Below are 23,697 nucleotides of genomic sequence, written 5' to 3' on the forward strand. Positions count from 1 at the left end.
CTAATGGACATACTCATAAGCATCCTCTCACTGCTGGCCTTCGTGGCTCTCACGGCAAGTACCGGATTATTCGTTGCGATTGAATTCGCGCTCACCGGTCTGGAACGTTCCACCGTGGACAATCATGTTAAGGAAAAGGGCGATAGGAGCGCCCGGGCAGTGCAGAGGGATTTCAAGAATCTCTCCTTCGTGTTGTCAGGTGCCCAGCTGGGCATCACGGTAACCACCTTGGCCACCGGTTTCCTCGCGGAACCGATCCTGGCCAAGTACTTCAGCCCGCTGCTGGATCTTTTCAACCTGCCGGAATCCACCTCCAACACGGTGGCGGTGATCCTCGCCCTGATCGTGGCCACCTTCCTGTCCATGGTCTTCGGTGAGCTCGTGCCCAAGAACATGGCCATCACCAAGCCCCTGGGTACCGCCCGTTTCGTGGTGCATCCGGTGCACTGGTTCAACATGATCTTCAAGTGGTTCATCAAGTCGATGAACGTCTCCGCCAACTTTCTGGTCCGCAAGCTCGGCATCGAACCCGCCGATGAGCTGGCCTCCGCCCGTTCCGCCCAGGAACTCGGTGCGTTGGTCCGCAACTCGGCGGAAACCGGTGGCCTGGATGCCACCACCGCCCGGGTACTGGACCGCTCGTTGCGCTTCGGTGACACCATCGCCGAGGAGTTCATGACCCCGCGCTCCACCATCTCCTCCCTGAATGACGATCAGACCGTTCAGGAGCTGATCGCGTTGGCGCAGGAGACCGGGCACTCGAAGTTCCCGGTGGTCAAGGGCGATCTCGATGACACCATCGGCATGGTCCACATCAAAGACGCCTTCTCTGTCCCCCGCGAACAGCGCGCCATCCTGACCGTCAATTCCCTGGCCCGTCGCGTGACGACGGTCCCGGCCAGCCTCGACGGCGATGCGGTGCTCCATGCGGTGCGCACCTCCGGTGCGCAGATGGTACTCGTCGCCGACGAGTACGGCGGCACCGCGGGTCTGGTGACCATCGAGGATGTCGTCGAGGAAATCCTCGGCGATGTCTATGACGAACACGATGATGCCGAAGCCGAGCGCGATTTCCAGAAGTTCGGCACCAGCTGGGAGGTCTCCGGCCTGGTCCGGATTGATGAGATCTCGGAGAAGGTCGGCTACACCGCACCGGACGGCCCCTTTGAAACCCTCGGTGGCCTGATCATGGCCAGCCTGGGCGAGATCCCCACTGCCGGAGTCCAGGTGCTGCTGCCGGAAGGTGACTCCCCGCGTCGCGATGAGTTCGAGTCCGGTATTCCCGGCCGCTGGGTCGCCCGCGTCACCGTCATGGAGGACCGTCGCGTGGACAAGGCGATCCTCACCCCGATCACCCACGAGGAAGCGGAGGAGTACAAGTGAATATCTTCACCACCATCCTCATGATCACCGCGCTTCTTCTGGCCAACGCCTTCTTCGTGGCGGCCGAGTTTGCCCTGATCTCATCTCGCAAGGACCGTATTTCCTCCCTGATCGAACAGGGAAAGCCCGGTGCCAAGAAGGTCCTCTACGCCACCGAGCATCTGTCGATCATGCTCGCCGGTGCCCAGTTCGGCATCACCATCTGTTCCCTGATCCTGGGCAAGGTCGCCGAGCCGGCGGTCGCCCACTTCATTGAGGTTCCCTTCACCAACGTGGGTGTGCCGGAGAACCTGATCCACCCGATCTCCTTCATCATCGCCCTGGCCCTCATCACCTTCCTGCACATCCTCTTCGGTGAGATGGTGCCCAAGAACATCGCCATCTCCGGCCCGGAAACCCTGGCCATGTGGCTGACCCCCGCGTTGATCGCCTGGGTCAGACTCACCCGCCCGCTGATTGAATTCATGAACTGGGTCGCGCGCATCACCCTGCGCGCCGTGGGTGTGGAGCAGAAGGATGAGCTCGACTCCACCGTCGACCAGGAACAGCTGGCCACGATGATCGCGGAATCCCGCTCCGAGGGTCTGCTCGACGCGGAGGAATCCACCCGACTGCACAAGGCCCTGCACTCCGAGAACCGCAACCTCCAGGAGGTCCTCATCCCCCTGGAGCAGATCCGTACCCTGGACTTCGGACGAAGCGGGCCGGACCTGGGCGCGCTGGAGCTGGCGGTCGCCGAGACCGGCTTCTCCCGCTTCCCCGTCACCGGCAAGGATGATTCCTTTCTCGGTTACATCCACGTCAAGGATGTGCTCAACCGCTTAGGCTCCGCCGCTGCCGAGGAGATCATCCCCAAGGAGGAGCTCCGCCCGCTGATCATCGTGGACGGTGCCGGCAATCTCGATGAGGCGCTGCACGCGATGCGAACCCACTCCGTCCACATGGCGCAGGTCCGCGACAAGGGCGAGCTGCTCGGGGTGATCACCCTGGAGGACCTCATCGAGGAATACGTGGGCACCGTCGCTGACTGGACCCACGAAGACACCCCATAGCTGCCTTAGCGCCCGACCCCCTTTCGAAGGCTGATGAACGTATATTCCGAGAACACCTGGCAGCAACTGCAGGCCGCCCATCTTGAGCGGGCGGCGGGCCTGGTGGCAGCTCACCTGGCCCGCCGCTTTCGCGGGGAGAAACACCCGGTCTTCGATTTCCTCTTTGAGTACTATCCGGTCCGCGCCGCTCAATTGAAGCGCTGGCACCCCGGTGCCGGGGTCTGGCTCTCCGGGACACCCGAGCATGAATCCTGGCGTGACTACACCCGCCACGACAAGCTCGTCGGTCTCGATCTCGCAGCCTTCCTCGCGCGCCGCCGGGATTCGGTGGACTATATCCATACTCTGCTCACCCGAACCGCCACGAATCCCGCCCAGTTCGACTGCTTCGGGCTGCACGAATGGGCGATGGTCTACCGCACCGAGGCACCCCGTCATGATCTGCCGCTGCGCCTGGGCGCGGCGGCGACCGACGCGGTCGTCGAGAAGCACCGGCTCCGGTGCACCCACTTTGACGCCTTCCGCTTCTTCACCGAACCCGCCCGCCCGCTGAATCTGAGCGTGCTCCAGCGTGAGGGACAACCCGCCAAAGAACAGGCCGGCTGCGTGCACGCCACCATGGATCTGTACAAATGGGCGGCGAAACTGGGACCGCTGGTGCCCGGCGATCTCTTCCTGGATACCTTTGAGCTGGCCCGCGACGCCCGGATCTTGGACATGGAGGCCTCCCCCTATGATGTCCGTGGGGTCGGTTTCGGGGTGGTCGCCATCGAAACCACCGAGGGCAAGGCAGAGTATGTGGAACGACAGCGCGGACTGTCCATGCGGGCCCGACCGCTCCGGGAACGGCTCGCCTCACTCATAAGTGCCGCCAAACACACTAGACTTCAGGACTAGGACCGAAGGAAGGACTGTGCCCGTGGGTCGCCACTCCAATGGCAAGAAGAACTACTCCCTCTCGAGGGGTACGATCACCGCAATAGTGGTGATCATCGCGCTCATCGCCGCCCTGGTGTGGTGGCTCTGGCTGCGTGCCGACAATGACGCCACCCAAAGCGCCGCGAGTGACGAATGCACCGAGGGCGAGCTGACACTCCCGATCGCGGAGGAAGAGCCCGGGCTCGCCGATTCCCTCCTGGCACAGTTCCGTGCCAGTGACCCGGTGGTCCGCGATTATTGCGTGACCCCGGAAGTCACCTCGGATCTGACCACCGCCGCCTTCTACATCTCCGCCGCTGACCCGGCGGCAGCCCTGGCAGAGGCCGGACGCACCAATACCGCTGACGCCACCACCATTGAGGTGCCGCTGGGTGTGGCTGCTGCTGCAGATGCTGCTGACGGTGCTCCGCTGGCGGAGCAGGTTGCCTACCCGATGGCCAGCCACGAGGATTCCGCTGTTCTCGCCGCCACCGCCCTAGCGGCGGACCCGGCGGAGGCTGCGGCTCTCCTGCAACGCGACCGTGAGCTCACCCTGGATCAAGCCCTGGCAGATAAGGCACCGCTGATCGCCGTACCTGAGGATCAAACCCCCGAGGGCTACGAATTCCGCGAGCTGGAAACCACCCAGGCAATCCATGTGGTCGGGCTCTCCGCCACCGACGGGGTAACTGAGGAACAGGTTCGGGCCGGCGATGAACTCGTCCGCTTCGCCGCAGAACATAACCCCGGCACCGGTGCTCAGACCATCGGCGCCGAGGAGATCGCAGCAGTCCAGGAAGCCTTCACCACCCCACCTGAGACCACCGAGGACACCCCGGAAACCGCCGAGACCGAGGCCCCGGCAGATGAGACTCCGATGCCGATCGTCGGCCAACCGGTGGACACTCTCTTCCTGCTCGACACCTCCTCCCAGATGAACTCCGACTTCGGTGATCGCAGTCGCTTCGAAGCGGGTGCGGCCGCCATCGCCGACATCGCCCCGCGCCTGGGTGAGACCGGTAGATCCTCCTCGCTGTGGAACTACTCCTCCCCGTTGAACCCGGGCGTCCCGGTGGGCTACCGTAACAACCTCGGTTTCGGCCGAGGCACTGAAGTAGCGAACTCCGTTCAGCTCCTGGGAACCGGGGGCGTGCCCCAGACCCGCGCTGCAGTGGCCGCCACGCTGCAGGTGGCCACCGATCGTGCCAATGAGACTGGCGCCCCAGTCAAGGTAATGCTCTTTACCTCTGGTACCGCCGATGACATGTCAGATGAGGAATTCCAGGGCATCCTGGACCGCCTGCCGGATAATGTCGAGCTGACAGCCTTCCACCTCGGCCCCGGTGAGATCGATCCCCTGCTGGGTGCCACCCCGGTCAACTCCTATGAGGAGTTGCTCGGTGCAGTGAATCAGTCACTGGGACTTTAAAACCTTCCTAAAAACCGGACGCCGGGTGTCTGCCAGAAATGGTGGACACCCGGCGTTTTGGGTTCCTCCCGTTCCCCGGACAGCTGACGCCAGGGTGACGGGACTCCCGGCTTAACCGATCATTGCTTGCAATACCGCCTATGATGCTTTCTAGTTCATTATCTTGTGACCCCAACGAGAGAGGATGATCTTCCAAGGGGGAGGACATCAGGCGCCAAGGCAAAGAAGCAGGCGCCCTGGTATATCGAAATACCGGTGGTCATCGTCCTGGCCCTGCTGATCATCTTTGTCGTCCAGACCTTCGTGGGGCGGATGTATCTGATTCCCTCACAGTCGATGGAACCGACCTTGCACGGTTGCGAGGAGTGTACCGGGGACCGCATCTTTGTGGACAAGATCAGCTACGCTTTCTCTGATCCCAAACCAGGTGACGTGATCGTGTTCGAAGGCACCGAATCCTGGAACACCGAATTCACCACCCAGCGTTCAGACAATGACCTCATCCGCGGAGTGCAGAACTTCGGTTCCTACGTCGGATTGGTCGCCCCAGATGAGAATACCCTGGTCAAACGCATCGTCGCCACGGGCGGACAGACGGTATCGTGTCAAGCTGGCGATCCCGGTGTGCTGGTCGACGGCCAGGCGAGTGATGATTCCTTCATCCTGCAGCCGCCACAGTTCACGGTAAATCCGCTCAAGGGCTCCGAGGAATGCGGTGGGGAGTACTTTGGCCCGGTGACGGTGCCAGAGGGCAACTACTTCATGATGGGAGACAACCGCACCAACTCCGGAGACTCCCGCCGCCACCTGGGAGATCAATACCAGGGAACCATTCCAGAGGACCATATCCGGGGCAAGGTCCAAGCCATCATTTTTCCCTTGAACCGGATTGGCGCTGTCTCCACCGCAGCCGATATTCAAGGCTAGGCTGGATCGCCCGTGAGAAGCCGAGAGTCGCCAGGAGAAATGGGATGCTGGTGCAAAGTTTGATGAAGGGCCAAGGAAACGGGCCGAGACATCAGTCAGTGCTCTGCTCGGGTCACTCTCAAGCGTTCCCGAACCCCCATCCGATGATCACTGCGTCCGAGTCCGGTCCGTTAAACGAAAACCGCCCATGCAGTGACTGACGATCATAGATCGATAACTAGCACGCGATAGAGACTTCCATGTCGATTAGCACAGACGGTTGTCCAAAGTTCTAGGAGTAGACATGCCCGATGATCTTGGTCGACGCCGAGGAAGAATAATTCAGGTTTGGACCTGACCCCGCGAAGGACTCTTGACGTACATCTTGTACAAGACATACGGTAGGGGCATGCATATCACTGTCTCCCTTAGCGAGTTCCGCAGTGAACAGAGCCGCTACCTCGACGTTGCCCAGCGGGAACCGGTTGAGATCCTCAGCCGGGGCACCCGCCGCCGTGCGGTGGTGGTCTCCCCTGACTTCTATGACCGCGCTGTCCAAGCGCTTGAGGATGTCGAAGACATCCGTGCCGCGGCGACCGCCCGGCAGGAGGCTGGCGGCATCTCTCATACGGACCTCAAGGCTGAGCTCGGACTGGACTGACCTGCCTGTCCATGTCTCCATTGCCCTGTTCGATCACCTATAAACCCTCGGCCGCAAAAGCCCTCCGCAAGCTGGATCGACAGTATCAACAGGCGATTATCACCGCTATTGACGCCCTGGCTCATGAGCCCCGACCCGACGGTGTTAAAAAGCTGCAGGGTGGTGACGGGGAATACCGCATTCGGGTCGGCGCCCACCGGGTGGCCTATGAAGTCAACGATGAGGAGTTGATTATCCTGGTGCTCCATCTCGGGCACCGCGAAGCGGTCTATCGGGCACTCTGATTCAACAGTCGGCCAGCGACAGGAAACTCCAGAGCCGTGTAGCTCCTGGTGATCGCGTCGATGAGGTTGCCGGAAAATCCTTGTGCTCAGTTCCGCGCCCCGCGGACTTCCGAATAGACGATCTGCACAGCTGCCGCGCCAGAGGCCGTCTTCCACTCGAATCCACACCAACCCCGGGCATGCCAAACGGCCCTTCCCGCTCGTGAGCGTGGCGGGGAAGGGCCGTTAAGCAGGCCGAAGCCTAGGTGACAGCCGTGAAATTACATCGGCCGCAGATAAAAAAAGGGGGTTAGGAGGTCTTTCGCTGACGTCGGGCCGCGAGTTCATCCACACCGATGACCATGTCGTCGCGGTCGATGCGCTCGGAGGGGAAGTTGGAGATGGTACCGGTCAGTTCCTTGACAATGCCCGGAACCGCGATGCCGAATACGCCCTGTCCCCCGCCGAGCAGGTCGATGACCTCTTCGTTGGAGCGGCACTCGTAGACGGTGGTGCCATCGGACACCAGGGTGATCTCGGCGAGATCGTTGACTCCATGGTCGCGGAGTTTGTCCACGGCCAGGCGGATGTTCTGCAGGGAGATTCCGGTGTCCAGTAGCCGCTTGACGATCTTGAGCACCAGGATGTCGCGGAAGGAGTACAGTCGCTGGGATCCGGAGCCGCGGGCACCGCGGATGGAGGGCACGACCAGCTTGGTGCGGGCCCAGTAATCGAGTTGACGGTAGGTGATGCCGGCTACTTGGCAGGCGATCGGCACACGGTAGCCGACCTCGTCGTCGGGACTCAGGTCAAAGAGTGATTCCTGGGTCCCTTTGCTGTATTCGCTCACGAGCTTGACTCCAATGGGAATGGGTGGTTGACGCCTTAACTATATATTCTTAGCTAAGGTTAAACCAAGGTCAAGCGTTTCACGCACGACACGCCCAATAATCAGGTATCAAGCCTTGAGTTTAGGGCTGATCCTCACCCTTGTCATCTCCAGGGGACTCTGAATCTTCATCTGTTTCAGCCTCAGGGGCCAGGAGTTCGTCCTCCGAGAAGCCCAAAGACTGCATGAGCTGGGAAAAGTCAGCATCGGCCTGCGCGTCACCGGAAGCGGAGAGCTCGACTTTCTCGGTCTCCTCTTCCTCGAATTCGCCACCGAAATCGACCCCGAAGTACTGGGTCAGATCGGCATCGGAGGCAAAGAAAGAATTTTGGGTCAACACGTCCTCATCGACGTGGATATCGAGTTCCAGCAGCCGAGAGAGCGCAATGGCGTCCGAGGCGCGGGCATCGAGCTCTTCCCCATCGTTGAAGATGATGTTGCCGATGAAGGTGCCCTCATAGGCGGAGATGAGATTGATGGACGCGACTCCCGAGGTCAGTCGGGTCAGCGTATCCGCCAGTAATTCAACGGTGCTGGGCCGGCGCGGCGAAAAGCCTGCGTCCCGGGCATCGAGCTCGGCTGCGGCGATCTGGTTGATCCAGATCGGCAGGATACGGTTCGGCGCAGCCCAACGCAGGAGGACGCAGGAGAATTCCTCGGGCCCGGCATTATGGACGCCGTGGTACTCGACGGTGATAAGTGTCATTGATCCTAGGAGTCCAGTTCTTCCCGCAGTGAGGTCTTCACCAGGGAGGCGTGCAGGGAGACAACCAGTGCGGTCATCTGCTGGGAGAGTTCCTCGGCGCGCTGCCGGGCTCCCTCCCCCTTGGATTTTGCCACCGGCGACGCGACCTGGGCGATCATCCCGGCCTGGCGGGTGGCGGTGTTGCGCAGTGAGCGCAGGTGGCGGACGTCGAAGCCGAAGTCCTTGAGGGACAGTGCGGTGCCCACCACCTGAACGTCATCTGCGGTGAAGTAGCCGGCGCTATCCGGGTGGATGATATTGGCTTCGGTGAGTTCGGTGATATCCCCGATCTCACAGCCGACCTGCTCCGCGACATCAGTGTCGGTAAGGCGGGTGGCCAGCGGTCCCTGGAAATTCTCCGGGGAGATCATCGGCATTGTCCGGCCACCGGAGAGCAGCGCAGTGACCGCCCCGGAGTCAATCGCCTCGAGCTGTTCCCGGATGACCTTCAGCGGCAGGTAGTTATCGCGCTGGGTGACCAGGATATAGCGCAGTCGCTCGACATCGGAATCGGTGAAGCGTCGGTAGCCGGAAGCGGTGCGCTTCGGTGTGATCAGACCTTCAGATTCCAAAAACCGGATCTTGGAGACGGTGACGTCGGGGAATTCTTCCCTCAGGCGCTCCAAGACAACCCCGATCGACATGGTCTTGACGTTTGACCGGGTCGTTTTACGTACTGCGCTCACGATGACTTTCTCGGGATTGTCGGGACAGGGACGGTGGCGTGCCTACTTGGCGGAGAGGAAGACCAGACGGAACTTGCCGATCTGGATCTCATCGCCACTGGCCAGGGTCTGGCTGTTACGCGGTTCGCGGTTGACATAGGTGCCGTTGAGGGATCCGACGTCGACGACCTCGAACTCGCCCTCGCTGATACGGAATTCTGCGTGACGACGGGAGACGGTGACATCGTCAAGGAAGATGTCTGCCTCCGGGTGGCGGCCTGCGCTGGTGGTCTGCTGATCCAGCAGGAATCGGGCGCCGGCGTTCGGGCCACGCTTGACCACGAGCAGTGCGGCACCCTCAGGGAGGTTGTCCGCGCCGGATGCGGCCGGAGTGCTGGTGGCCCCCGACTCCATGTCCTTGAGCAGGTCGGCACGGAAAACGGAAGTGGTTTCCACCTGAGTCTCAGGCGTACCGGTGTTCTCGCTCATTAATCTAACCTCCGGATTGATGGTTGGGTTCAATGTTGATAATCATAGCGGCAACCACTTGAGGAAGAGCGCGGTAGCCACTGTTTGAGGGGGTGAGCGGGGGAAAGGACGTCCTTAACGAAAGATATTTCCAATTCCGGCGATCACGGAGTTACCCCTACCAGCCAGTGGGTTGTCAGAAACCATGTAGGTCCACGTCGCTGAGGGCCGGGCGAGGCCGAGGTCGCCGAGGTGTGCCCCCGCGGCGTCGATAAGCACCGTGTTGAAGGTCGCCACTGACTTGTCGACGGCCCGCTGGGCCAGCTCCTTGAACTCGCGCACCGCGATGCGGTGGTACTCGTCGATCGGGGTCTCGCGCGCGATGGCGCGCAGGTGGATGGACTCGCGGACATCATCCATCAGGCCCAGGTGCTCACTCCACTCCTGATCCAGATGGAAGAGCATGATCTCGCGGGCGGCCTTGACCAGCGCCGCCGGCGGCAGTTCCTCGAGTTCCGCGGCGCGCTCCGGAGACAGCCCGGCCAGCTGCTCCCAGGCCCGTTCGGTGTCCAGGAGGTTGTTGCGGCGCTCATCGATGATCACGCGCTGATCGGCCAGCAACTTGTTGTACTTCCAGGTCTGGGAGTGGATCTCCAGCAGCTGGCCCTCGGTGACGCGCTGGCAGTGGCCGATGAAATCGGTGACCTTGCCCGAGCGGATCAGGCCGGATTCCTCCGGGTGTGCGGTGATCTCCTCACCGGAACCGCCGGAGACCACGACATCATCGTCCAGGGAGACGAAGAAGAGGGCGAGCCCGGGATCCCCCTGCCGGCCGGCCCGGCCGCGCAGCTGGTTGTCCAGGCGCGAGCTCCGGTGCCGGGAGGTTCCGATCACCGCCAGCCCACCGAGCGCGACGACGGCCCCGTAATCGGCCTCATCAGCGCCACCGAGCTTGATATCGGTACCGCGACCAGCCATCTGCGTGGACACCGTCACCCGGCCCAGGTCACCGGCCTCAGCGATGATGCGGGCCTCCTCGGCGTCGTTCTTGGCATTGAGGACGTTGACCTCGATGCCGGCCAGCGCCGCAGCCAGCGCCTCCGACTCCGCGACATCCTGGGTACCCACCAGGACGGGCTGGCCGGTGGCGTGGATGGCCTTGATCTCCTCGACGACCGCGAGGTTCTTCTCCTTGGCGGTGGCGTAGATCCGGTCGGCCTCATCGAAGCGCTGCAGCGGGCGGTTACGGTCGATCACCGAGATACCCAGGCCGTAGAACTGGCTGAGCTGGTCGGTGGCCTCGACGGCGGTGCCGGTCATCCCGCAGACCATCGGGTAGCGGGTCATCAGCGCCTGCAGCGTGATGGAATCGAGGATCTTGCCGCCCTCGGTGACATCCAGGCCCTCCTTGGCCTCCACGGCGGCCTGGAGGCCATCCGGCCAGCGCTGCAGATCGGCGACTCGGCCGCGGGAGGCGTCGATAAGCTGCACCTTGCCCTCGCGGACCAGGTAGTGCACATCGCGGATGAGCAGCGCCTTGGCGTGCAGCGCCAGGTTGACCTGCACCAGGGTGGACCCCACGTGTTCCTCGTCGTAGAGGGCGGTGATGCCGAGCTGGCCTGCCACCCGGTCCCCGCCGGCGGCGGTGAGAAAGACATTGCGGTGGTCATCATCGATCTCATAGTGCTCCTTCTCCCGGAGATGGCGCACGATATCGGTGATCTTGCCGGTCGGGGCGGCACCGGGCTGGCTACCGGCCAGCACCAGCGGCACCAGCGCCTCATCCACCAGCACCGAGTCCGCCTCATCGACCAGGGCGACCTCGGCGGGCAGCTGGACCATCAGGGAACGGTCGGTGATCTGGCGGTCCCGCAGCAGATCGAAGCCGATCTCATTGACCGGGGCGTAGACGATATCCGCGGCATAGGCCTCCCGGCGCTGCTCCTCATCGAGCTCCTCGTGCACCGCAGTAACCCGGAGCCCGAAGAACTCGACCAGCGGACTCATCCACGCGGCATCACGACGCGCCAGGTAATCATTGACGGTGATCGAGTGCACCCGCTTGCCCATCAGACCGAAGCCGGTGGCGGCCATCGCGCCCACCAGGGTCTTGCCCTCACCGGTGGCCATCTGGATGACATCGCCCTCGATCAGACGCAGGACCGCCTGGGACTGCACCGGGAAGGGGGTAAGCCCCAGGGTGCGGGTCGACGCCACCGACAGCACCGCCAGGAAGGCCGCGGGGTCGGCCACCGCTCCCCCCGCTACGAGCTCTCTGGCACGCTGTGCCAGTGCGGCATCATCCAGCTTTTCCAGCTGTGTCTGCTGTTCACGGGATTGATCGACGATCGCCTTGCTGCGCTTCTGGTTGCGGCCAGACTTTCCCCCCAGTGACTTCCAGAACCAGTCCATTGCGGCCACGATTAACCCCTTGCGATTGTCGATGTTTTCTTCCCCTAGACCATAGTGGAAGGAAAAATCCGACTAATGTGGCTATCAGTGTCCATCAGCGTCAGAGCCTTGTCCACAAGGCCCCGAAAGGCGAAATCCCCGTGCATTCTGTTTCCGTGAAACTGCCCTCCAGTCAGGGCCTGAAGATGGCCGGCACCATCGACATGCCGGATGCCCCGCCAGTGGCTTATGCGATCTTCGCCCACTGTTTCACCGGCTCCAGATTCACGCCCGCCGCCGCCCGGGTCTCCAAGACCCTGACGGATTTCGGCATCGCCACCCTCCGCTTCGATTTCCCCGGGCTCGGTCAGTCTGAAGGTGAATTCGCCAACACCTCCTTCAGCTCCAATGTCGAGGACATCAAGTCCGCCTACGAATGGATGACCGCGAACTACGCCGCCCCGCAGCTGCTCATCGGCCACTCCCTCGGTGGTGCCGCCTCACTCAAGGCCGCCACCGAACTGCGCCAGCTCAAGGCGGTAGCCACCATCGGCGCCCCCTTCGACCCGGCGCACGCGGTGCTGCACTTCGCCGACCGCATCAAGGACGTCGATGAGCACGGCGCAGTGACCGTGGTACTCGGCGGCCGCGACATCATCATCTCCCGGCAGTTCCTCGAGGACCTGGCAGACACCAACCCGGAGGCCTACCTGCCGAAGCTGCGCAAGCCGCTGCTGCTGGTGCACTCCCCGATCGATGAGACCGTCGGTGTGGACAATGCCCAGCTCATCTTCCGCGTCACCCGCTACCCCAAGTCCCTGATTTCCCTGGACAAAGCCGACCACCTGGCCACCAAGGAGGGAGTAGCACAGCGTGCGGCACGCCTGATCGGCAACTGGGCCGAGCCCTACCTGGTGCCGCAGAACTCCCCCACCCCGGTGGAATCCGGTGCCGTCGCCCAGTCGGCCAAGGGCACCAAGTTCGCCGACACCGTCCGCACCCACATCGGCACCCTCACCACCGACCGCACCAAGGCCGATGGCGGCAAGAACCTCGGACACACCCCGGCGGACCTGATCGCCGCCGCGCTGGCCGCCGATGCCTCCCAGGCCATCCGCGACGCCGCCCGCCGCGACCGCATCAAGCTCGAGGACGTCCACGTCACTGTCATCCCCGAAGGTTTCGGCTTCTCCCGCCAGATCAAACTCACCGGCGATGTCACCGATGATCAGCGCCAGCGCCTGCTGCACGCCGTGCGCCCGCTGACCGTCAGCGTCCGGGACATCCGCTAATGGCCGCCAAGACGCTTTATGACGCCGCGAAGCGCTGCCCCTGCAGCACCGGGCTCAGCTATGGCGACTGCTGCGGCAAATACCACGCCGGCGCCACCGCCCCGACCGCGGAAACGCTGATGCGTTCCCGCTTCACCGCCTTCGCCGTCGGCGATGCCGACTACCTCATGCGCACCTGGGCGCCCGAAGACCGACCGAGCTCACTCTCCTTGAGCGAGACCGGCCTGAAATTCTACCGCCTGGACATTCTGGACGTCATCGACGGCGGACCCCTCGATGAGACCGGTGTGGTCGAATTTGAGGCCTTCTACAAAGGCGTGGAGACCGGCTCCCAGCACGAGCGCTCAGCCTTCAGGAGGCTCGACGGCAAGTGGGTCTACTCCGCGGAGATCTCCTGATCCCGGTGGTCGGGATCTGATCTCTGTGGTCGGGATCGCGTTTCAAGCTTGAGCGTGACCTCGGCGGGGCTAGCCCGATTACCCTCGCTGACCAGCGGATTAGGCCCTTCAACTCACAATGTTGTAACCTAATTCTCGTTGCACCGAAGAGTGTGGCGGCGGACTGTGGCGCAGCTTGGTAGCGCACTACACTGGGGGTGTAGGGGTCGCAGGTTCAAATCCTGTCAGTCCGACAAATTTATAGACCGGAAAGTACTCCTACTTTCCGGTCATTTTCTTTTCCCGCTTTCCACCTCCAGCGGTTCACTGGCTGACGGTGTCTCGCCCGGGCCAGCAGAGCTCAATGCCCAGATGTTTGCACCGTTACTCCCCTGCCATCGATGATCTGCTGGCCTGCTTTCATGAAGTCTCTGGAGGGCCTATCTACGCCCCTTCGTGGGCAGTCTGGTGTTGTTTCCCCAGCCACACCCAGGGGAGCTAGCTCGCCGACACTTCGATTGATTCCGGGCCCCGGCAGCTGCATCTCGCCCTGGTCAGGAAAGCCCGGAAGCCGAGGACAACGTGATTTCCTGGCTCGTGACAAAAGTGAGCGCAGGTTCATTCACCGTGACCTCAGGACCATTGTTCAGCAGCAGGGAAAACAAGAGATTGGTCAGCACTTAACGTTCCTTCGAGTCAGCTTCACGGGTAACCTTTTGAACACCCACAAAGGAGCATAACGCTAAACATAATCTCTGATGTGACCAAAAGGATCCGGCTACTCAGGTCGGCGGAATACCTTGGGGCACTGTTGTAAACTCGGGGCTTGGCGACCTAACCGTGGAACGATCAATGGGTATCTTCTCGAGCCGTCCTTTCACTCCTGAAGTCATTCTGCGGGCGGTGCAATGGTACTGCCGCTACAGGCTCAGCTATCGCGACCTGACGGAAATGATGACCGAACACGGTGTACTGATCGAGCTAAATGTCGACCAAAAACTGAAAACTCGAGGTCCCCTCTTAGAGTTTCATTTCGCACTTCACAGGTTCAAGAGGGGCGCCCTCTAAGCTGTAGGCATGAAACGAACACTTGTTGCGCTAGCCGTCGCCTTTTCTGTCACAGCTGGGACGATGCAGGCTGTCCCAGCATCAGCACAGGACACGGGGGAAGCGACTGCGTCTTCCTCCTCATCAAGCGAGGAGGGCAGCTCCGCGGGACCGGTCATCACTCTCGCCGCATTGATCGCAGCTCTTGGCGGTGGCGCCTTATGGGCGGCGCAGCAAGGACTGATCCCTAACCCCTTGCCCGGTGTGCTTCCTGGCTTGCCACACCCTTCACCAGCGCCAGCTCCTGCGCCGCGGCGTGGAGACTGTTCTCCTCAGGCGTTCAATGACGCACTGTGGGAGTGGCATGGCTCAAATCGGACCGTTGTGGAGTACTGCGATGGTCATTTTGCGTGGATATCGCAGGATGGGACGGATTGGCGCTTGCCTTTTGAGTTCGATGGTCAGCGTTGGGGGTTTTCCAGCATGCTGGAATAACTAAGACGGGAATGACGCAGGGTTGCTACAACGGGATTGAGTTGCGGAACAGGGGTGCCTCGGAAGATTTCATCTCACGGCTTCCTATTTGCACTCCGGACGAGATCGGATATTCACCATGGTGATGTAAACGGTGTTGTTGCGAACTCGGGTATCGGCTACGCGGGCCGGAAAACAGCACGCCCTAGCGGAATCTCCTGGATTGCAACATGAGAAGGATCGTTAGGGCGGTGCTGTTGCAAAGTTGGGGCAGTAGGGAGATCTGCGTGAAATAATTAGGGCCATGAATATCTTCTCCGACCGGCAGTTCCCTCACGGGGCCCATTGCGAGGGCTGGACGGTGATACGGCCGCTAAGGGGTGAGGTATTTGGACCTCGGGGAAATGATGACCGAACGCGGTGCGCTGGTCGATCACACCACCATCTACCGGTGGGTCCAGAAATACGCCCCTGAACTAGATAAACAAACCCGTTGGTCATCGACAGGTGCCTAACCGGCAGGCTGCTTTCTGGGGCACTATTGCAACGACCACTGGAGACCAACTGGCCCGAAGATGAGAAAAACCGCCACACCCGAAGGCCGACGGTCATTCTTTACCAAGCGATTGGCTTAGAGCGGGTGAACCTGCTGTGCCTGCGGGCCCTTGGCGCCCTCACCGACCTCGAACTCAACCGGCTGGTTCTCCTCGAGGGTACGGAAACCGTTGCCCTGAATCTCGGAGTAGTGGACGAAGAGATCAGCGGATCCGTCGTTAGGGGCGATGAAACCAAAGCCCTTTTCGCCGTTGAACCACTTCACAGTTCCCTGTGCCATATCTGTTACCTTTTTCCTGATGAGGCGATGCTACGTTCGCCAGCATGATGCGCTGACGCTCGAGTCGTTGGAACTCCTCGTCAACCATCAACCTCCGCAGTTACTGCAGTGTTGAGGAAAACTCGGCGCTCGCGTGTGTATCTCTTGCGAGCGCCTAGACACTACGCACAGAAACCGCGACCATCACCCAGTGTGCCATGAATCGAGGCCCAGCGATAGTGGAGCTTTCAGTTCCCCTGCAAACTCGCGTTTTAGCGGAAACAGTGGTACCCCCAGATGGTCGCCTCAAAGGCTTAGATGTTTCAAGTCCCCGGAAGGGAAACACCCTTGCTGAACAGTTGTTTCACTGGGGCATGCCTGCCAGCCAAAGGAGGGAGATTTCACGTTGCGGAGTGTTCTCCCGCTTCCCGGGCCATGGGGCCTGGTTCCCAGCCATGATGGGCACCGGGCACACGCTTCCAATGAGCCTGGGGAATAGACCCGGCAACCCACTCGGCAGCAGTAACCATCATCGGATAGGTCTGCTCTCTGACCACCACCCACACCGGTACTGTCACAGAGCCGAAAACCTCCTCACGCGTGGCGGTTTTCGCCCAAGCCAGGGCATCAGCATCAGGGCGGTTACTCTCAGCCTCAGTAACCATCACTGGGTAGACCTCGGAGAACTCGGTCAGCTCGATCAACTCCGGAGGCGCATCCCGCATGAACAGCTTGAATGCGGCACCCGGGTCCCGGGCATCGAGCAGTCTCCCGAACTCCGCCGCCCGGTTGCCGGGGACTCCCCACGCCCCAGCCGGTCATAGACGAGGGAGGAAATACCCTGCTCCGCTAACAGCTCAGCGGTCCGATCTATCACCGGGTCAACGGCACGCCACGAGAGTGCTCCAGCCACAAAGAGGACACCCGGGCCAGTGCGAGAACCACCCTCCTCGTCATACCGTTGGAAGGCGACAAAGTCACCGAATGTGGTCTTCACATACTCAGACATCTCTTTTGCCTCCTCCAGTTAGGGGGCAAGGGTTGACCTGCCTCCTCTCGCCCACCAAAAGTGAAACCAGGATCTCAGGTCTGACTCGGGGTCCGGGTGTCGAATTCGTAGAGCACCTCCACGATTGCCAAGTCACCCACGAGAGTGACACCGGCGGCAGCCCACTGGGCCTGGCGATCGGGTGCACTGTCGAGTGCCACGAGGTGTTCGGCATCGGCTCGGTCGGTGAAGATTGTCAGGGTGTGGTTGACAGCGGCGTCGTGGTCCCGAGTAGCGCGGGCCCCGACGAAACCGGGCAGGGTCTGCAGGAATGGGACTACCTGTTCTTCAAATCCAGCGAGCCAGTTGTCCGACTCGTTCGCGATGTTCCATGTGGCGGCGACGGCATACATGACGTCTTCCTTAATGCTCAACGTGCGCGAGGCTGGGCGGGCGATGCCCGTCTGCCGATGAGGTTCAGTGCCCCGCCCCCGGTGAAAGCACCTATGGGATATTCACTAGTGATGGCAACTAGTAGGGACACTCATTAGCGTGATACGGGTCACAGTAGAAGTCAAGGGAAGGATTCGGAGATGTTGTTGCACAGTTGAGCGGAGAGCCGAACACACCAACTCCGCAACTGCACCGCACATAGTTAGTAAGCAGAAATTCCTGTTTGCAGCAGCGCCAGGGAAAGAAGATCCCGACACCAGCATCGACCGATCGACAGAGCTCACCGAGCCCTGCCCACATCTTGAGTTCTAGCGTAGACACAGCCAGCGGAAACGCTAGTTCCCAGGGATTACCTGCCATCCCGAGGAAAGGAGGGTGGCAACGACCTTGCTGGTGCCAGTATCTGCCAGAGGGGCAGCGGCAGCCCAGGCAGCACCGAGGTTAGCCAGATAAAGATCACGGGCCGAGAGATCAGGTCGGGCAGACCCCTCATACTGGGCATCCTGCAAGAACTCCTCGGTCATCGCGATGACCTCTGTGCAATTGACCCCTAGGGGCGTTTCTTCATCTTCCCACGCTCGTCGCAACGGCTCCGGGAGGCCGTCGTAGCTGGTCATCCACGACCGCATCGCCTCCAGCCATTGCCCAAGCTTCTCAGACACGCCTTGTTCGGAAGCAACAAGAGTGCGATGCACCTGCCGCAGATCCCCCACGCGCTCATCGACGACAGTAGCGACCAGCGCGTCCCGGTTGGGGAAGTGACGATACAAGGTGCCCGCCCCCACCCCAGCCTTCTTGGCAATGGTGTCCATGGGCACGTCAAGGCCCTGTTCCGCAAAGATCCCTTCTGCGATGCAGAGGATGTGTGCACGATTTTTTGTTGCGTCTGACCTGGTGCTTCGTCCGCCGAGTGTTGTCATGGGAGCCCTTTCATTTGCTAGACGGAGACCATCTCCGTATTGTCTCCCTTTAGTGGAGAGTTCCTCCGCTTAACTATAGTCCCGAATCCTCCCTCCCCACAAGGATGCTCATGGCAGATCCGTCCGCCCCCATTCTCGATCCGCTTACCCTTCGACAGACTTTTGGTGCTTACCCCACCGGCATCGCACTGATTGCCGCTGAGATAGACAAGAAACCGGTGGGCATGCTCGCGAATTCTTTTACCTCAGTCTCATTGGATCCACCTCTGGTTTCAATGAGCTTTGCGCGCACATCAACCACCTGGCCGGTTCTCTCGCAATCCCGGCAGGTAGGCATCTCCATCCTGCAGGCTGATGACCGAGCACATGTTGGACTCCTTCGTCGTCCGGCCACGCACCGATTCGATGGAGTCGACATGTACACATGCGGTGACAGCGCCCTGTTGCTCCCACGTGCCGCAGCCACTTTAACTGCTGAGCTGCATTCCGTGATTGAGGCAGGAGACCACGTCATTTCACTGTTTCAGATCACGGGGCATCACCGTGACCACGATGCCACTCCACTGGTGTTCCACAATGGTCAACTCCATGAACTGGCTCGTTAACATCCCACCCGCGCTCTACTAAGAGAGGTCTCCAATAGTGACTGAGAAAAAGATGCTCATCGGCATGCACATGGGCAACGGTTATGGCTCACAAGCACACGCTTGGCGGGCAGATAACGTCGACCCCTACAACTACACCAACATCGATGCCCACGTGCGCTACGCCCAGGCCGCCGAACGGGGAAAGCTCCAGTTCCTGTTCCTGCCGGACTTTCCCGCACAATCTCAGAAATCTAATGACGTGGCACCCCAGATGACCATGGACCCGTTCATCACCATGGCTGTCCTGGCCCGGGAGACGAAAAAGATTGGCTTCACCACGACAGCCTCAACAACATTTTTCGAACCCTATAACCTGGCACGACTGCTCAAAACCCTCGATGTGGTCAGCGGTGGACGCATCGGCTGGAACGCCGTAACCACCTCGGACCCAATGGCTGCCGCCAACTACGGCCAACAGATTGCCGACCGCGACACCCGCTACGCGCGCGCCCACGAGGTCATCCAGATCATCCAGGCCCTGTGGGGTAGCTGGCAGGAAGACGCCTGGGTGGCCGATAAAGAATCGGGAATCTTCGCTGATCTCACCAAAATTCAGCCCATCAACCTGCAGGGCCAACACGTCGCCTCCCGGGGGCCGTTGGAAATCCCGCCCTCCCCGCAGGGACAACCGGTCATCTTCCAGGCCGGCGGCAGCCCCCATGGTTTGAGCCTGGCCGGCCACTACGCCAGCGCCGTCATCGGGGCCACGTTTACCCTCGAGGATGCTAAACGCCAGCGCGATAGCGTCCGCCAGGCAGCCGAACAGGCCGGCCGGGATCCAAACGAGGTCAAATTCATCGCTGGCATAATGCCCACGATTGCCCCGACCGTGCGCGAGGCATTAGACCGCCGCGGTCAATTTGTTGAGCCCATGATCCGGCAACGTGTCAGCTACCTCGGGATGATGCTGAGCATTTCGTTGTCCCCCGATGACCTGGACGCACCACTCAGCGCCCAGAAACTGGCTGCCGCTCACGCAAACCCCTCCGATCCCCGGTCCGCAAAGGCTCTCGAGCTCGCCCATGAAGGATGGAGCGTACGCGATATCCTCTACCACGGGATCATCGATTATCATCCCTCCCCCATCGGCCCGGCTAGCGTGACGGCCGACCACATGCAGGAGTGGTTCGAGGCTGGCGCTTGTGATGGGTTCTGGCTCTCCCCGAATGTCTACGAAGACGGCATTGATACCTTCGTAGACCAGGTCGTGCCGATCTTGCAGCACCGAGGACTATTCCACGACGACTACGAGGGAGAGACCCTACGCGACCACCTGGGTGCTCCGTATCAGTACGGGATTGACCAGCGACTGGGCTCTGCGTGATGCCGGAACCAAAGCCACGCTCGCCCAACACCCCGCAACCGTTCTCCTTGCTACGGACTGTTTAACCGGGGAACATCAAAGGGGGCCGGACGGTGGCCCCCGCCCTGGCTAGCGGATTTTTCACCTTGTGACCGCCACTACTAAAGGCGTTCAAGAAAACAACACTCAAGGAGTCGCGACGCCTCGCACTCCCAACTATTCAAAGATAGGAACTTAGCGTGCACACATTGGGAATCATCGGAAGCGGAAACATCGGGTCGGCCATCGCCCGCCTGGCAGTCAACGCCGATATGGATATCGTCCTCGCCAACTCCCGCGGTCCTGAAACACTGCAGGATCTCATCGCCGAGCTCGGGCCACGCGCTACCGCCGGCACCGTCGAGCAAGTACTCCGTGACTCGGATGCGATCGTATTATCAATCCCGTTGCCGGCGGTCAAGGAGATCCCGGCAGAACAGCTATCGGGCAAGGTCATCTTGGATACCAGCAACTACTATCCCTCGCGGGATGGCCGTATTGCCGAGCTCGACAGTGAGACCATGACCACCAGCGAACTGGTGCTCGAGTGGCTCGATGGCCCCCGCCTGGTCAAGGCCTTCAGCAACATTCTTGCTCACCACATCCCCCAGCTGGCCCGGCCTGCCGGTGTGCCTGAACGCACGGCTCTGCCGATCGCGTCTAATGACGAGGCGGCTAAACGCGAAGCCACGGCCATCATTGACCGGCTGGGTTTCGATTCTGTCGATGCTGGCACCCTCGCCGATACCTGGAAGTTTGAACCGGAGGCGGCTGGCTACACCCGCATCTATCTCGCGGACGCGGCCACCCCCGATGAGCAGTTGCTCTCCTCGACCCCCGGCCCCACGACAGCTCAGCAGGTCAGGGAAGTGCTGGCCTCAGCCACCCGGATCACAGTGGCCGACCGCGTTTTCTGAGTCCTGTCACACACGCACCATGGGGCGCTGTTGCGCATAGGATTTTGCGCTTGCTAACTATTTGATAGCTTGCAGCACAATGTAAGTGGCGGATCCGCCGTTTTCGCCAGAACGCGAGTTGGCAACAGCACCTAAAATCGCCCCGTTAAGACTTCCTCGCTGGCCTTTCGCTATTTTTAAAGCGTCCGGCACCAGCTTGGTGCGCATGTGGTCCGCGATCGCGAAGCCGAAAATTTCCGACGAACCTGACCCCCGTTTGGTAGACACCCCGACTGTCCGGACCTATGTCAATAACCGAGATGCTTCCATACTGCACGGGACCAGTTCTGATCCTTTCCATATCCAGAAGCGGTGGCCCCGAGCTCATCAATGATGGTTCTCAGCAGAAGAAACCAGAGCCTCGCATGCACACGACGCCGGGGAAGGCCCACATAGTCTGAGGTCATTGCTTGCCAAGTCCGCCTGTCCATGAGCGTGAGCGGGTGATCGAGGCTTTTATTGCCTTAGCCAACGCCGTGATCATCCTGCGTCGATGATTCCTGAGGCGTGGACGAGCTATCGCGGGGACTCGCGTCCTACCCGCTGGCCTTGATCCTCACTATCCGCGCCAACCCTAATTCAGATCCTGGCCCACCAGCTTCACCAACTGTTCGTGGTGGTGTCCCGGCAGGCACTGGGCTGCCACCACCGGTCGGGCGGCCTCCCTATCCCCCATCTTCGCCCGGAAAGCCATGGCCATGGTGACCTGATGCGTGGGGGTCTGGAGCAGCACCAGCTGATCTCCCGGCGCGATCTTCCCGGGTTCGATGACGCGGAAGTAGGCCCCGCATTGCTGGCGAGCGGCGAAGGTTTTCACCCATCCCTTTTCCGCCAGCCAGCTGGCGAAGGTCCGGCAGGGGGTGCGTGGGACGGATACTTCCAGCACAGTCGTGCCGATCCGGTAGCGTTGGCCGATGATTACCTCCCCCAGGTCGATTCCGATGGTGGTCAGGTTCTCCCCGAAGGAGCCGTTGTTTAACGGGCGCCCGAGTTCGCGTTGCCAGTGGTCCAGCTCCTCCCGGGCGAAGGCGTAGACCGCTTTATGCTCGCCACCGTGGTGTTTACTGTCCCCGATGACATCTCCCCGGACTCCGGAGCCGTCGCCGTAGTTCGGCCCTGGCTGGAAAACCTCGAGCTGTTCGACCGGACGTTTATCGATGCCGCTGACGCGGTCAGCACCGCCGGGATCCGGCTGGACGTGGGCGATATTGGTGGACAGAACGGTGGTGGTCATGGTCGACAAGTTTAGCCCGAAGACATTGACCGGCATATTATGTAAGGCTAAGGAATTTTCTCATGTCGAGAACTTTTAGCCGTCGCAGCTACAGCAGTTCACCGATGAGGCGGGTAAGTATCTCTCCGCCGAGATGCTCAGCGAAGCCGATGCGGACTGGGTCTTCTCTGGTGTCCATGCCGGTAGCCCAGATCCTTCCGCTTCCCCATCTGGGCTTCCTTGGAGTCGGTCAAGGCCGGCCATGACTCCTGGTACATGAACGCCTCATTGCTCTCGGCCCATACCGTCCTGGAAGGGCTGCGCGGCACGGTCACGGCCTGAGGCCCACCTGGAAACCCCGCCTCCCACAGCACCAGGCTGGGGGAGGCGGGGCGTCGATAAGCAGGCATAAACGGGCATAAACGGGCTAGGCCTTGGCCACGCCGAAGAAGCGCAGGATCTGCTCGGTGGCGTAATCCTTGGGCACATTGCCGTAGGTGTCCTCTTCGGCGCCGGGCCAGACATGGCCACCGCCACCGACCCGAATGTGGGAGAGCGGATGGCCGCAGCCGGTCCAGTCCTGGCGCAGTGCCCAGGCATTGATCCGGGTGGTGCTGACGGGGCCGGTGCAGGAGTTGCGGGTGGCGGCATTATCGAGCACATCCTGGACCGGAGCATAGGTGGCGCCATGGCGGGTGCCGCCGTAATAATCGATGACAGGGTCCATCGTGCCGTGGATGTCCAGCAACGCGAGCGGGGTGTCTGCGCAGTCCCGGAAGATACTGGCGTAGTAGGCCGCCGAGACCGAGGCCACCCCGGCGAATTCATCGTTCATCCGGCAGCCTAGGAGGGCGGCAAACCCCCCGCCATTGGAAAATCCGCTGGCGAAGATGCGGGAATCATCCACCGAGTAGGTCGAGCGCAGTGAGGCCAGGATATCTTCGACGAAGGTGAGGTCCTCACCGTTTTTGACCTTGGCGTAGGGGGCACCCTCCCAGGCATCGTCCACCCCCTGCGGGTAGACGACGATCGCCCGGGAGTCACCGAGGTTGGAGTAGGCGTGGATCATCTTGGCGTTCTCTCCCCAACCGTGAAAGGCGAAGATGATCGGCCACCGCTCCCCCGGGCTATAGCCGCTGGGTACCGAAAGAATGAACTTCCGGTCCCGGTTGGAGGACTTCAATTCCACCTCCGTGGACTCTCCCGGCGCGGGACCGGTGAGCTTCGGGGCATTCGAGGGGACCCGGTCGGGCATGGTCACCGTGGTGGGTGCCGCCGCTTCCGCGGTGTGATCAAATTCGTTGGCCGCACAGCCCATGAGCAGTCCGCCCCCGAGTAGCAGGCAGGAGGCCGCTCCTGCCACCTTCAGCACCAGTGTCCGCATCCGGTCCTTTCCCGCGTGAT

General features: G+C 61.2%; 25 protein-coding genes, 1 tRNA gene and 3 pseudogenes. 16 read left to right on the top strand and 13 right to left on the bottom strand.

Going from position 1 to position 23,697, the window contains the following annotated elements:
* Positions 1–3 precede the first annotated feature (3 nt).
* From ACTU46_RS03835 to ACTU46_RS03865, 7 genes are all read left to right on the top strand, one after another.
* Positions 4–1,383 carry a hemolysin family protein gene (locus ACTU46_RS03835; RefSeq protein ID WP_443379212.1) on the top strand — a complete coding sequence of 460 codons (1,380 nt, stop codon included), beginning with the start codon at positions 4–6 and terminating at the stop codon, positions 1,381–1,383.
* Positions 1,380–2,435 carry a hemolysin family protein gene (locus tag ACTU46_RS03840; protein ID WP_443379215.1) on the top strand — a complete coding sequence of 352 codons (1,056 nt, stop codon included), beginning with the start codon at positions 1,380–1,382 and terminating at the stop codon, positions 2,433–2,435. Before ACTU46_RS03835 ends, ACTU46_RS03840 begins: the two co-directional genes overlap by 4 nt.
* A gap of 33 nt (positions 2,436–2,468) precedes the next feature.
* Positions 2,469–3,332 (top strand): 3-methyladenine DNA glycosylase, encoded by an 864-nt coding sequence (locus tag ACTU46_RS03845; RefSeq protein ID WP_443379218.1) that lies wholly within the window; start codon positions 2,469–2,471, stop codon positions 3,330–3,332.
* A gap of 22 nt (positions 3,333–3,354) precedes the next feature.
* Complete coding sequence (locus ACTU46_RS03850; protein ID WP_443379220.1) at positions 3,355–4,782, top strand: hypothetical protein; 1,428 nt, start codon at positions 3,355–3,357, stop codon at positions 4,780–4,782.
* Between the two features lie 165 nt (positions 4,783–4,947).
* The gene (gene lepB, locus ACTU46_RS03855; protein WP_443379223.1) at positions 4,948–5,709 is read left to right on the top strand and encodes a signal peptidase I; all 762 of its coding nucleotides are present in this window, start codon (positions 4,948–4,950) and stop codon (positions 5,707–5,709) included.
* A 388-nt stretch (positions 5,710–6,097) separates the two neighbouring features.
* Entirely contained in the window at positions 6,098–6,349 is a 252-nt protein-coding gene (locus ACTU46_RS03860; protein ID WP_443379226.1) for a type II toxin-antitoxin system prevent-host-death family antitoxin, read from the top strand.
* An 11-nt stretch (positions 6,350–6,360) separates the two neighbouring features.
* Positions 6,361–6,633 (top strand): type II toxin-antitoxin system RelE family toxin, encoded by a 273-nt coding sequence (locus ACTU46_RS03865; protein WP_443379229.1) that lies wholly within the window; start codon positions 6,361–6,363, stop codon positions 6,631–6,633.
* Positions 6,634–6,922: 289 nt separating this feature from the next.
* On the opposite strand, the gene ACTU46_RS03870 is transcribed toward ACTU46_RS03865, so the two are convergent.
* The 5 genes from ACTU46_RS03870 to secA2 form a co-directional block, all read right to left on the bottom strand.
* The gene (locus tag ACTU46_RS03870) at positions 6,923–7,462 is read right to left on the bottom strand and encodes a MerR family transcriptional regulator (RefSeq protein WP_443379232.1); all 540 of its coding nucleotides are present in this window, start codon (positions 7,460–7,462) and stop codon (positions 6,923–6,925) included.
* A gap of 121 nt (positions 7,463–7,583) precedes the next feature.
* Complete coding sequence (locus ACTU46_RS03875; RefSeq protein WP_443379234.1) at positions 7,584–8,207, bottom strand: bifunctional nuclease family protein; 624 nt, start codon at positions 8,205–8,207, stop codon at positions 7,584–7,586.
* A 5-nt stretch (positions 8,208–8,212) separates the two neighbouring features.
* The gene (ftsR, locus tag ACTU46_RS03880; RefSeq protein ID WP_443379459.1) at positions 8,213–8,890 is read right to left on the bottom strand and encodes a transcriptional regulator FtsR; all 678 of its coding nucleotides are present in this window, start codon (positions 8,888–8,890) and stop codon (positions 8,213–8,215) included.
* Between the two features lie 84 nt (positions 8,891–8,974).
* On the bottom strand, positions 8,975–9,400 hold the full coding sequence (gene odhI, locus ACTU46_RS03885) for an oxoglutarate dehydrogenase inhibitor Odhl (protein WP_443379237.1): 426 nt from the start codon (positions 9,398–9,400) through the stop codon (positions 8,975–8,977).
* Between the two features lie 114 nt (positions 9,401–9,514).
* Complete coding sequence (secA2, locus tag ACTU46_RS03890; protein WP_443379240.1) at positions 9,515–11,800, bottom strand: accessory Sec system translocase SecA2; 2,286 nt, start codon at positions 11,798–11,800, stop codon at positions 9,515–9,517.
* Positions 11,801–11,931: 131 nt separating this feature from the next.
* Here secA2 and ACTU46_RS03895 point away from each other — a divergent pair, with 131 nt between their 5' ends.
* From ACTU46_RS03895 to ACTU46_RS03905, 3 genes are all read left to right on the top strand, one after another.
* Entirely contained in the window at positions 11,932–13,062 is a 1,131-nt protein-coding gene (locus ACTU46_RS03895) for an alpha/beta fold hydrolase (protein ID WP_443379242.1), read from the top strand.
* A complete protein-coding gene (locus ACTU46_RS03900) occupies positions 13,062–13,460 on the top strand; it encodes a YchJ family protein (protein ID WP_443379245.1) in 399 nt (132 codons plus the stop codon). Before ACTU46_RS03895 ends, ACTU46_RS03900 begins: the two co-directional genes overlap by 1 nt.
* A 159-nt stretch (positions 13,461–13,619) precedes the next feature.
* Positions 13,620–13,693, top strand: a tRNA-Pro gene (locus ACTU46_RS03905).
* Positions 13,694–13,993: 300 nt separating this feature from the next.
* Here ACTU46_RS03905 and ACTU46_RS03910 read toward each other — a convergent pair.
* Entirely contained in the window at positions 13,994–14,119 is a 126-nt protein-coding gene (locus ACTU46_RS03910; protein ID WP_443379247.1) for a hypothetical protein, read from the bottom strand.
* A 172-nt stretch (positions 14,120–14,291) separates the two neighbouring features.
* On the opposite strand from ACTU46_RS03910, the pseudogene ACTU46_RS03915 reads away from it, so the two are divergent.
* A pseudogene (locus ACTU46_RS03915) lies at positions 14,292–14,420 on the top strand (IS6 family transposase); the annotation flags it as partial.
* Between the two features lie 917 nt (positions 14,421–15,337).
* Positions 15,338–15,494: pseudogene (locus tag ACTU46_RS03920) on the top strand (IS6 family transposase); the annotation flags it as partial.
* A gap of 97 nt (positions 15,495–15,591) precedes the next feature.
* On the opposite strand, the gene ACTU46_RS03925 reads toward ACTU46_RS03920, so the two are convergent.
* The 4 genes from ACTU46_RS03925 to ACTU46_RS03940 form a co-directional block, all read right to left on the bottom strand.
* Positions 15,592–15,795 carry a cold-shock protein gene (locus ACTU46_RS03925; protein WP_156226537.1) on the bottom strand — a complete coding sequence of 68 codons (204 nt, stop codon included), beginning with the start codon at positions 15,793–15,795 and terminating at the stop codon, positions 15,592–15,594.
* Positions 15,796–16,175: 380 nt separating this feature from the next.
* The gene (locus ACTU46_RS03930; protein ID WP_443379250.1) at positions 16,176–16,499 is read right to left on the bottom strand and encodes a hypothetical protein; all 324 of its coding nucleotides are present in this window, start codon (positions 16,497–16,499) and stop codon (positions 16,176–16,178) included.
* Positions 16,500–16,857: 358 nt separating this feature from the next.
* Positions 16,858–17,196: a hypothetical protein gene (locus tag ACTU46_RS03935; protein WP_443379252.1), complete on the bottom strand. Its 339-nt coding sequence runs from the start codon at positions 17,194–17,196 to the stop codon at positions 16,858–16,860.
* Positions 17,197–17,550: 354 nt separating this feature from the next.
* Complete coding sequence (locus tag ACTU46_RS03940) at positions 17,551–18,135, bottom strand: TetR/AcrR family transcriptional regulator (RefSeq protein ID WP_443379254.1); 585 nt, start codon at positions 18,133–18,135, stop codon at positions 17,551–17,553.
* A gap of 110 nt (positions 18,136–18,245) precedes the next feature.
* On the opposite strand from ACTU46_RS03940, the gene ACTU46_RS03945 reads away from it, so the two are divergent.
* The 3 genes from ACTU46_RS03945 to ACTU46_RS03955 all read left to right on the top strand — a co-directional run bounded on the left by ACTU46_RS03945 (position 18,246) and on the right by ACTU46_RS03955 (position 21,041).
* On the top strand, positions 18,246–18,740 hold the full coding sequence (locus tag ACTU46_RS03945; RefSeq protein WP_443379257.1) for a flavin reductase family protein: 495 nt from the start codon (positions 18,246–18,248) through the stop codon (positions 18,738–18,740).
* Positions 18,741–18,777: 37 nt separating this feature from the next.
* On the top strand, positions 18,778–20,106 hold the full coding sequence (locus tag ACTU46_RS03950; RefSeq protein WP_443379260.1) for an NtaA/DmoA family FMN-dependent monooxygenase: 1,329 nt from the start codon (positions 18,778–18,780) through the stop codon (positions 20,104–20,106).
* 218 nt (positions 20,107–20,324) lie between these two features.
* Positions 20,325–21,041: an NADPH-dependent F420 reductase gene (locus ACTU46_RS03955; RefSeq protein ID WP_443379262.1), complete on the top strand. Its 717-nt coding sequence runs from the start codon at positions 20,325–20,327 to the stop codon at positions 21,039–21,041.
* 57 nt (positions 21,042–21,098) lie between these two features.
* Here ACTU46_RS03955 and ACTU46_RS03960 read toward each other — a convergent pair whose 3' ends face one another.
* A complete protein-coding gene (locus tag ACTU46_RS03960; RefSeq protein ID WP_443379472.1) occupies positions 21,099–21,308 on the bottom strand; it encodes a hypothetical protein in 210 nt (69 codons plus the stop codon).
* Between the two features lie 206 nt (positions 21,309–21,514).
* Here ACTU46_RS03960 and ACTU46_RS03965 point away from each other — a divergent pair.
* A pseudogene (locus tag ACTU46_RS03965) lies at positions 21,515–21,633 on the top strand (IS5/IS1182 family transposase); the annotation flags it as partial.
* Between the two features lie 21 nt (positions 21,634–21,654).
* Here the strand turns inward: ACTU46_RS03965 and ACTU46_RS03970 are convergent.
* Positions 21,655–22,314, bottom strand: a complete 660-nt coding sequence (locus tag ACTU46_RS03970; RefSeq protein WP_443379265.1) for an MOSC domain-containing protein — start codon at positions 22,312–22,314, stop codon at positions 21,655–21,657.
* Positions 22,315–22,720: 406 nt separating this feature from the next.
* Entirely contained in the window at positions 22,721–23,677 is a 957-nt protein-coding gene (locus tag ACTU46_RS03975; RefSeq protein WP_443379267.1) for an alpha/beta hydrolase family esterase, read from the bottom strand.
* Positions 23,678–23,697: the final 20 nt, after the last annotated feature.

The sequence above is a fragment of the Corynebacterium sp. A21 genome, from assembly GCF_052266655.1.
GTDB lineage: Bacteria > Actinomycetota > Actinomycetes > Mycobacteriales > Mycobacteriaceae > Corynebacterium.